Source organism: Sporosarcina limicola, from assembly GCF_014873855.1.
GTDB lineage: Bacteria > Bacillota > Bacilli > Bacillales_A > Planococcaceae > Sporosarcina > Sporosarcina limicola.
In genome coordinates this window covers 1-6,534 of sequence record NZ_JADBEL010000057.1, presented here as the reverse complement: position 1 = coordinate 6,534, position 6,534 = coordinate 1, and the positions used below count along the sequence as shown (strand labels likewise).

The 6,534-nt window shown below is 42.2% G+C and carries 5 protein-coding genes; 4 read left to right on the top strand and 1 reads right to left on the bottom strand.

The features are described from left to right. The first annotated feature begins 440 nt into the window (after positions 1-440). From H4683_RS20860 to H4683_RS20850, 3 genes are all read left to right on the top strand, one after another. Positions 441-920, top strand: a complete 480-nt coding sequence (locus tag H4683_RS20860; protein WP_192600747.1) for a glutathione peroxidase — start codon at positions 441-443, stop codon at positions 918-920. Positions 921-1,032: 112 nt separating this feature from the next. Beyond that, positions 1,033-2,499, top strand: a complete 1,467-nt coding sequence (gene guaB / locus H4683_RS20855) for an IMP dehydrogenase (RefSeq protein WP_192600746.1) — start codon at positions 1,033-1,035, stop codon at positions 2,497-2,499. A 172-nt stretch (positions 2,500-2,671) separates the two neighbouring features. Further along, positions 2,672-4,018, top strand: coding sequence for a serine hydrolase (locus H4683_RS20850; RefSeq protein ID WP_420826599.1), 1,347 nt, complete (start codon positions 2,672-2,674; stop codon positions 4,016-4,018). A 17-nt stretch (positions 4,019-4,035) separates the two neighbouring features. On the opposite strand, the gene pdxR is transcribed toward H4683_RS20850, so the two are convergent. Beyond that, positions 4,036-5,451 (bottom strand): MocR-like pyridoxine biosynthesis transcription factor PdxR, encoded by a 1,416-nt coding sequence (pdxR, locus tag H4683_RS20845; RefSeq protein WP_192600745.1) that lies wholly within the window; start codon positions 5,449-5,451, stop codon positions 4,036-4,038. A gap of 62 nt (positions 5,452-5,513) precedes the next feature. Here pdxR and pdxS point away from each other — a divergent pair, with 62 nt between their 5' ends. Continuing rightward, positions 5,514-6,398, top strand: a complete 885-nt coding sequence (gene pdxS, locus H4683_RS20840) for a pyridoxal 5'-phosphate synthase lyase subunit PdxS (protein ID WP_338062514.1) — start codon at positions 5,514-5,516, stop codon at positions 6,396-6,398. The last annotated feature ends 136 nt before the right edge of the window (positions 6,399-6,534 follow it).

The following is a 6,534-nucleotide window of genomic DNA, read 5'->3' as shown; positions in this document are numbered from 1 at the left end:
CGATACTTAAAAGGTTGAACCGCCGTATACCGAACGGTACGTACGGTGGTGTGAGAGGTCGGCTGATCAAATAATGATTAGCCTCCTACTCGATTATATAAGTTGAACGAAAGATCAACGGCCCATTTATAATTGAATAGTTGAAACAAACGCGTCAAACAAGCATATGTAGAATCAACAAAAGGGTAAAACTTAAATTCAACTTATATAGAAGTTGGCTTTAACTGCAAGGTTAATCTAAGTGAGGAGTGGAAGGGTTCGCATAAGCGCGAATGAAGAGGTCCGAAATCATTACATACGAAAATAGAGTAGTTCACTAATTGAAAAGTTGACGTTAGAATCATGATCCACCGATTGTTTAAATCAAGTGCAAGTTTTGCTGCAGTCTTCATTATAATATAAGGTTAAGTAACAAATAGTATACGAGGGGTGTACCATACATGAAAATCATTTATGATTTCATTGTCAAAAAAGCGAACGGTGAAACTCAATCACTGGAAGAGTATAAAGGAAAGCCACTCATCATTGTTAATACAGCGAGTAAATGTGGTTTCGTTACTCAGTTCAAAGAATTGCAGGACCTATATACAGAGTATATAGGGAGTGACCTTGTTATACTGGGTTTCCCTTCGGATAATTTCAATGACCAAGAATTTGATGATATTGAAAAGACGATGGAATTTTGTCAACTCAATTATGGTGTGACATTTCCAATGTTCGCAAAAGTGGACGTTAAAGGGGATACTGCTGAACCGCTCTTCGCATTTCTTACTTCAAAAAAGAAAGGAATGCTAACAGAGGGCATCAAGTGGAATTTCACCAAGTTTCTAATTGATCGTGAGGGGAATGTTATGGAACGGTTTGCGCCCCAAACGTCACCACTTAAAATGAAAAAGAAAATCGATGAAATTGTTCAGTGAATAATACGAATACATTTATTTATTGTCGTCTCCTTGACAGTCATTGTGACCGCTGATAACCTTTTAATAATATTCAATCGTAACTACTGAAATTAATAGGAGGAATAATGGAATGTGGGAATCGAAATTTGCACGTGAAGGGCTTACGTTCGACGATGTGTTACTTATACCAGGAGCATCTGAAGTATTACCTAAAGATGTTTCTCTCACTGTCAATCTTACGGATAAGATAACGTTAAACATACCAGTGATTAGTGCTGGGATGGATACAGTTACGGAATCTAAGATGGCAATTGCAATGGCTCGTCAAGGTGGACTAGGCGTCATCCACAAGAACATGAGCATTGAGGAGCAGGCTGAACAAGTTATCACTGTTAAACGTTCCGAAAACGGAGTTATTACGAATCCATTTTTCCTGACACCTGAACATCAAGTTTTCGATGCGGAGCATTTGATGGGGAAATATCGTATTTCTGGCGTTCCGATTGTAAATAATACAGAAGAATTAAGACTTGTGGGTATCCTAACAAACCGAGATCTTCGTTTCATCCAAGATTATTCAATGGTTATTGACGATGTTATGACGAAAGAAAATCTTGTAACTGCACCCGTGGGTACAACATTGGCAGATGCAGAGAAAATATTGCAGAAGTATAAAATTGAGAAGCTTCCGATTGTTAATAAAGAGGGAATACTTAAAGGTTTAATCACAATCAAAGATATTGAGAAAGTGATTGAATTTCCGAAAGCTGCAAAAGACAAACAAGGCCGTTTACTGGTAGGTGCCGCTGTCGGTGTAACTTCAGATACATTAGTACGTGTTGAGAAGCTAGTAAAAGCAGAAGTCGATGTCATTGTAATTGATACGGCTCATGGACATCAAAGGGGTGTTCTTGATACGGTTGCTGAAATTAGAAAACAGTATCCAAATCTTAATATCATCGCAGGAAATATTGCAACTGCCGAAGGTGCTCGTGCTCTTTATGAAGCAGGGGCGGACGTTGTGAAAGTAGGAATTGGACCTGGATCAATCTGTACGACACGTATTGTTGCAGGCGTTGGTGTGCCACAAATCACAGCAATTTATGAATGTGCTACTGAAGCGCGTAAACAAGGTAAAACGATGATTGCAGATGGTGGCATCAAGTATTCTGGAGATATCGTCAAAGCGCTTGCTGCAGGTGGACATGTAGTCATGCTTGGTAGTCTTCTTGCAGGTACGACGGAGAGTCCAGGGGAAACTGAAATTTTCCAAGGTCGCCAATTCAAAGTATACCGTGGGATGGGTTCAGTTGCAGCGATGGAACGCGGTTCAAAAGATCGTTACTTCCAGGATGATGCGAAAAAACTCGTTCCGGAAGGAATTGAAGGTCGTATGCCATATAAAGGGTCACTTGCAGATTCGATTCATCAGTTGGTAGGAGGAATTCGTGCAGGAATGGGCTATTGTGGTACAAAAGATCTTCATGATTTACGTGAAAATGCACAGTTTATACGTATGACTGGTGCGGGCTTGCGTGAGAGTCATCCGCATCAAGTACAAATTACAAAAGAAGCTCCAAATTATTCACTTTCGTGAATAGATTACTATAATAAAATAAGGATTTCCTGAAATTGGAGCAAGAATGAAGGAACTTCAGCACCTTTCCGACGTCTATATATGAGCGGAGAGGTGCTTTTTAGGTTTAGTTCCCATGGAGTAGTGAATTATGATAAAATGATTTTATATAAATAGCAATAATGGAGGTAATATGGTGAAACGAGGAATGAGAAAGTTAGTAGTATTTCTATTGGTGCCACTGTTGCTAATTATGAGTTTTGGTGCAGGTCCTACATATGCCGATTCAACGATGGGTATTCATGTCGATGGTGCGATTTTAATTGACGCGGAAAACGGAAAAATATTATATGCAGAAAATGCAGATACACCTCTTGGTATTGCGAGTATGACAAAGATGATGACAGAATATCTGCTATTCGAGGCAATCAAAGATGGGAAAATAAGCTGGGATCAAGAATATAAAGTGAATGACTATACGTATGCCATCTCACAGGATCGTCGACTTAGTAATGTTCCACTTCGTAGAGACGGGACGTATACGATTCGAGAATTATATGAAGCGGTTGCGATATATTCTGCAAACGCAGCAACAATTGCGGTTGCTGAAACACTTGCAGGAACAGAAACAGAGTTTTTAAAGATGATGAATGCAAAAGCAGCAGAATTGGGCCTAGTAGATTATAAATTTGTCAATTCGACGGGTTTGAATAATAGTGATCTACAGGGAATGCATCCTCAAGGGACTGGGGCTGAAGACGAGAATGTTATGCCAGCGAAATCAGTAGCCAAGCTTGCGTATCATTTGTTGAAGGATTATCCAGAAGTTCTTGAAACAACAAAAATTAATACAAAATACTTCCGTAAAGGAACTTCTGATGCCATCAAAATGGACAATTGGAATTTTATGCTTCCAGGGTTTGTTTATGCATATGAAGGTATTGATGGTTTAAAAACAGGTACGACCGATTTTGCAGGGCATTGCTTTACAGGGACGGCGAAGCGTGGCGATAAGCGAGTGATTTCTGTTGTCATGAAAGCGGTTGATTCGAAAGGTGTAGGTTCGTACAAAGCAAGATTCGATGCAACACGTGCATTGTTTGATTACGGCTTCACTCAATTTTCGGAAGTAGAATTTGTTCCCGCTGGTTATCAATTCGATAAGCAGAAAACACTTGATGTTGTGAAAGGGAAAGAAAAAACGGTATCGATTGCAGTGAAGGACCCAATTCGTATGATGGTGAAAACGAGTGAAAAAGAATTGTATATACCTGAGCTTGTTATTGATGAATCCAAATTAAAGGATGGTTTTCTGCAAGCGCCAATCAAAAAAGGTGCTATCGTCGGTCATGTTAAACTCGTAAAAACAGAGGGAACTGATTATGGGTTTATCGAAGGGGACATACCTGGCGCTGACGTTGTTGCATCGGATGCTGTCGATAAGGCTGGCTGGTTCTCGTTAATGCTGGCAGGAATCGGTGATTTCTTTGCTGGCATTTGGAATGGGACAATCGATTTCATAAAAGGTTTATTCAAATAAGAAAAAGACGATGGTTCTTACATAGATCCATCGTCTTTTTGTATATCCCATGTCTTCATGAGCTTATCTATCAACTTGCTGATTTCATCTACGGAAAGTCCTCCGAAACCAATGAGGAATGAGGGGTCGCTATCTATGGGAGTTGTTCGGTAGCCGTTCAGCCCGTAGACACGGATGCCTGCCTTCCTAGCGGCTTCCGTCAACAATTCCTCACAGACATCTGTATGGACGTTGACATTGATGTGCATGCCTGCCTCATCACCAGAAAATGAGATATCCGGTGCGTAGGAAAGAAGCGCTTCGGTTAATATCAATAGTTTATGTTTATAAATTTTACGCATTCGGTTTAGATGACGTGAAAAATGTCCATCCGCCATGAAACGAGCGAGTATATGTTGGTCAAGCCGTGGTACTGTCGACGAGTAGTGAATGAATGCCTTTTCGTACCGATCGAGCAGTACAGGTGGAAGCACCATATAAGCAATTCGGAGCGAGGGCATGAGCGATTTTGAAAATGTACTTAAATAAATGACGTTGCCGCCTTTGTCCATCCCTTGCAATGAAGGAATCGGGCGTCCAGTGTAGCGAAATTCACTGTCGTAATCGTCTTCGATGATGAAATGTTCATCTTGGGATGAAGCCCAGTTCAATAAAGCTGTTCTACGCGCTGCGGACAAGACAGTACCGGTCGGAAACTGGTGAGAAGGGGTAACATAAGCGACAGTTGCTCCCGAGCGTTGAAGCGATTGTACGTCCATTCCTTCATCATCGACCGCAATCGGAAACACTTCGCGATTGTTATGGTAGAAAACGTGGTGGGTAAGTGGATAGCCAGGGTCTTCAATTGCATATTTTGCATCGGTTCCAAGTATTCGTATGACGAGCGGCATAAGTTGCTCTGTTCCGGATCCGACGATGATTTGCTCTGGCGTACAATCGACACCCCGTGAATGATATAAATAACGTGCAATTTCTTGGCGCAGCTCGAAATCACCGTGTGGATGGCCAAGGAGCAATAGATGCTGTGAAGAATTATCCATGATGTCCTTCGCGCATTTCCTCCAGTGTGTGAAAGGAAATGATTCTGTATCGATTTTACCGGGGGCAAAATCGATGGCTACATCCTCATCGACCTGATTCACCGACTTATTCTTAATTTCCACGGGTTGGACGTACGCGAGTTCTTCGATTGCTTGGACATAAAAACCTTTTTTCGGTTTGGATGAAATGAAACCTTCTGCTACAAGTTGGGCATAGGCAAGTTCAATTGTTGTCTGACTGACAGCGAGAAATTCCCCAAGTTTTCGTTTGGAGGGAAGTTTCATACCGACAGGCAGTTTACCGTCTGAAATATCCATCTGTATCTGGTCATAAATTTGCTCATATAAAGGGGTATCTGTGCTTTTATCCAACTGAATTACTAGCATCTCCATTTCAATACACTCCATCTGACCCCTTCAACTCATTAGAAACTGAGTATTTCAATAAGGTCATAATCTATTATACTGAACAATATGAAAAGGGGGAAGGTATAATGAGTTTTCAATATGGCGGCGTTATCATGGATGTTATCAATGCAGAGCAGGCAAAAATAGCGGAGGCAGCAGGTGCAATCGCAGTTATGGCACTAGAGCGTGTCCCTTCGGATATACGGGCGGCAGGCGGCGTAGCACGCATGGCGGACCCACGCATTATCACAGAAGTACAAAGAGCAGTTTCGATTCCAGTTATGGCAAAAGCACGGATTGGACATATTTCAGAAGCACGCGTACTTGAAGCGTTGGGCGTCGATTATATCGATGAAAGTGAAGTACTCACACCAGCGGATGAAGAGTATCACTTGCTGAAAAGTGCATATAATGTACCCTTCGTTTGTGGCGCACGTGATCTTGGTGAAGCAGCACGACGTCTTGGTGAGGGTGCGAAGATGCTCCGTACGAAAGGTGAACCGGGAACGGGGAATATCGTTGAAGCCGTACGCCACCTACGTAATGTGAATGCACAAGTGAATAGACTCGTTCATATGAATGAAGATGAGATTATGACGGAAGCCCGTAACCTGGGTGCACCGTATGAAATCCTACTTGCGATTAAAAAGCACGGTCGTTTGCCAGTGACGAATTATGCAGCGGGCGGTGTGGCGACACCGGCAGATGCAGCGCTAATGATGGAACTCGGTGCGGACGGTGTATTTGTCGGATCTGGAATCTTCAAATCGGAAAATCCTGAAAAGTTCGCACGTGCAATCGTCCAAGCGACAAAAAATTTCAAAGATTATAAGCTGATTGGCGAACTTTCCAAAGATATCGGCACGCCGATGAAAGGTTTGGAACTCGGAACACTTTCATCGAGCGATCGTATGTCAGAACGCGGCTGGTAAATCGTTGTTTTAAAAGCGGAAGAGAAATCTTCTGCTTTTCCTATTGTGTGCCCGGCATGGGTAATCGCTAGGTGGTGAAAGTCCACTACAGGCTTGGCAGTAGGAACTGTTAGCAGAAGGCAAGGGTGTCCTCCGC

Excerpts from the sequence above, each read along its gene's own strand:
- H4683_RS20860 (WP_192600747.1), top strand. The coding sequence starts at position 441 with ATGAAAATCATTTATGATTTCATTGTCAAAAAAGCGAACGGTGAAACT.
- guaB (WP_192600746.1), top strand. The coding sequence starts at position 1,033 with ATGTGGGAATCGAAATTTGCACGTGAAGGGCTTACGTTCGACGATGTG.
- H4683_RS20850 (WP_420826599.1), top strand. The coding sequence starts at position 2,672 with ATGGTGAAACGAGGAATGAGAAAGTTAGTAGTATTTCTATTGGTGCCA.
- pdxR (WP_192600745.1), bottom strand. The coding sequence starts at position 5,451 with ATGGAGATGCTAGTAATTCAGTTGGATAAAAGCACAGATACCCCTTTA.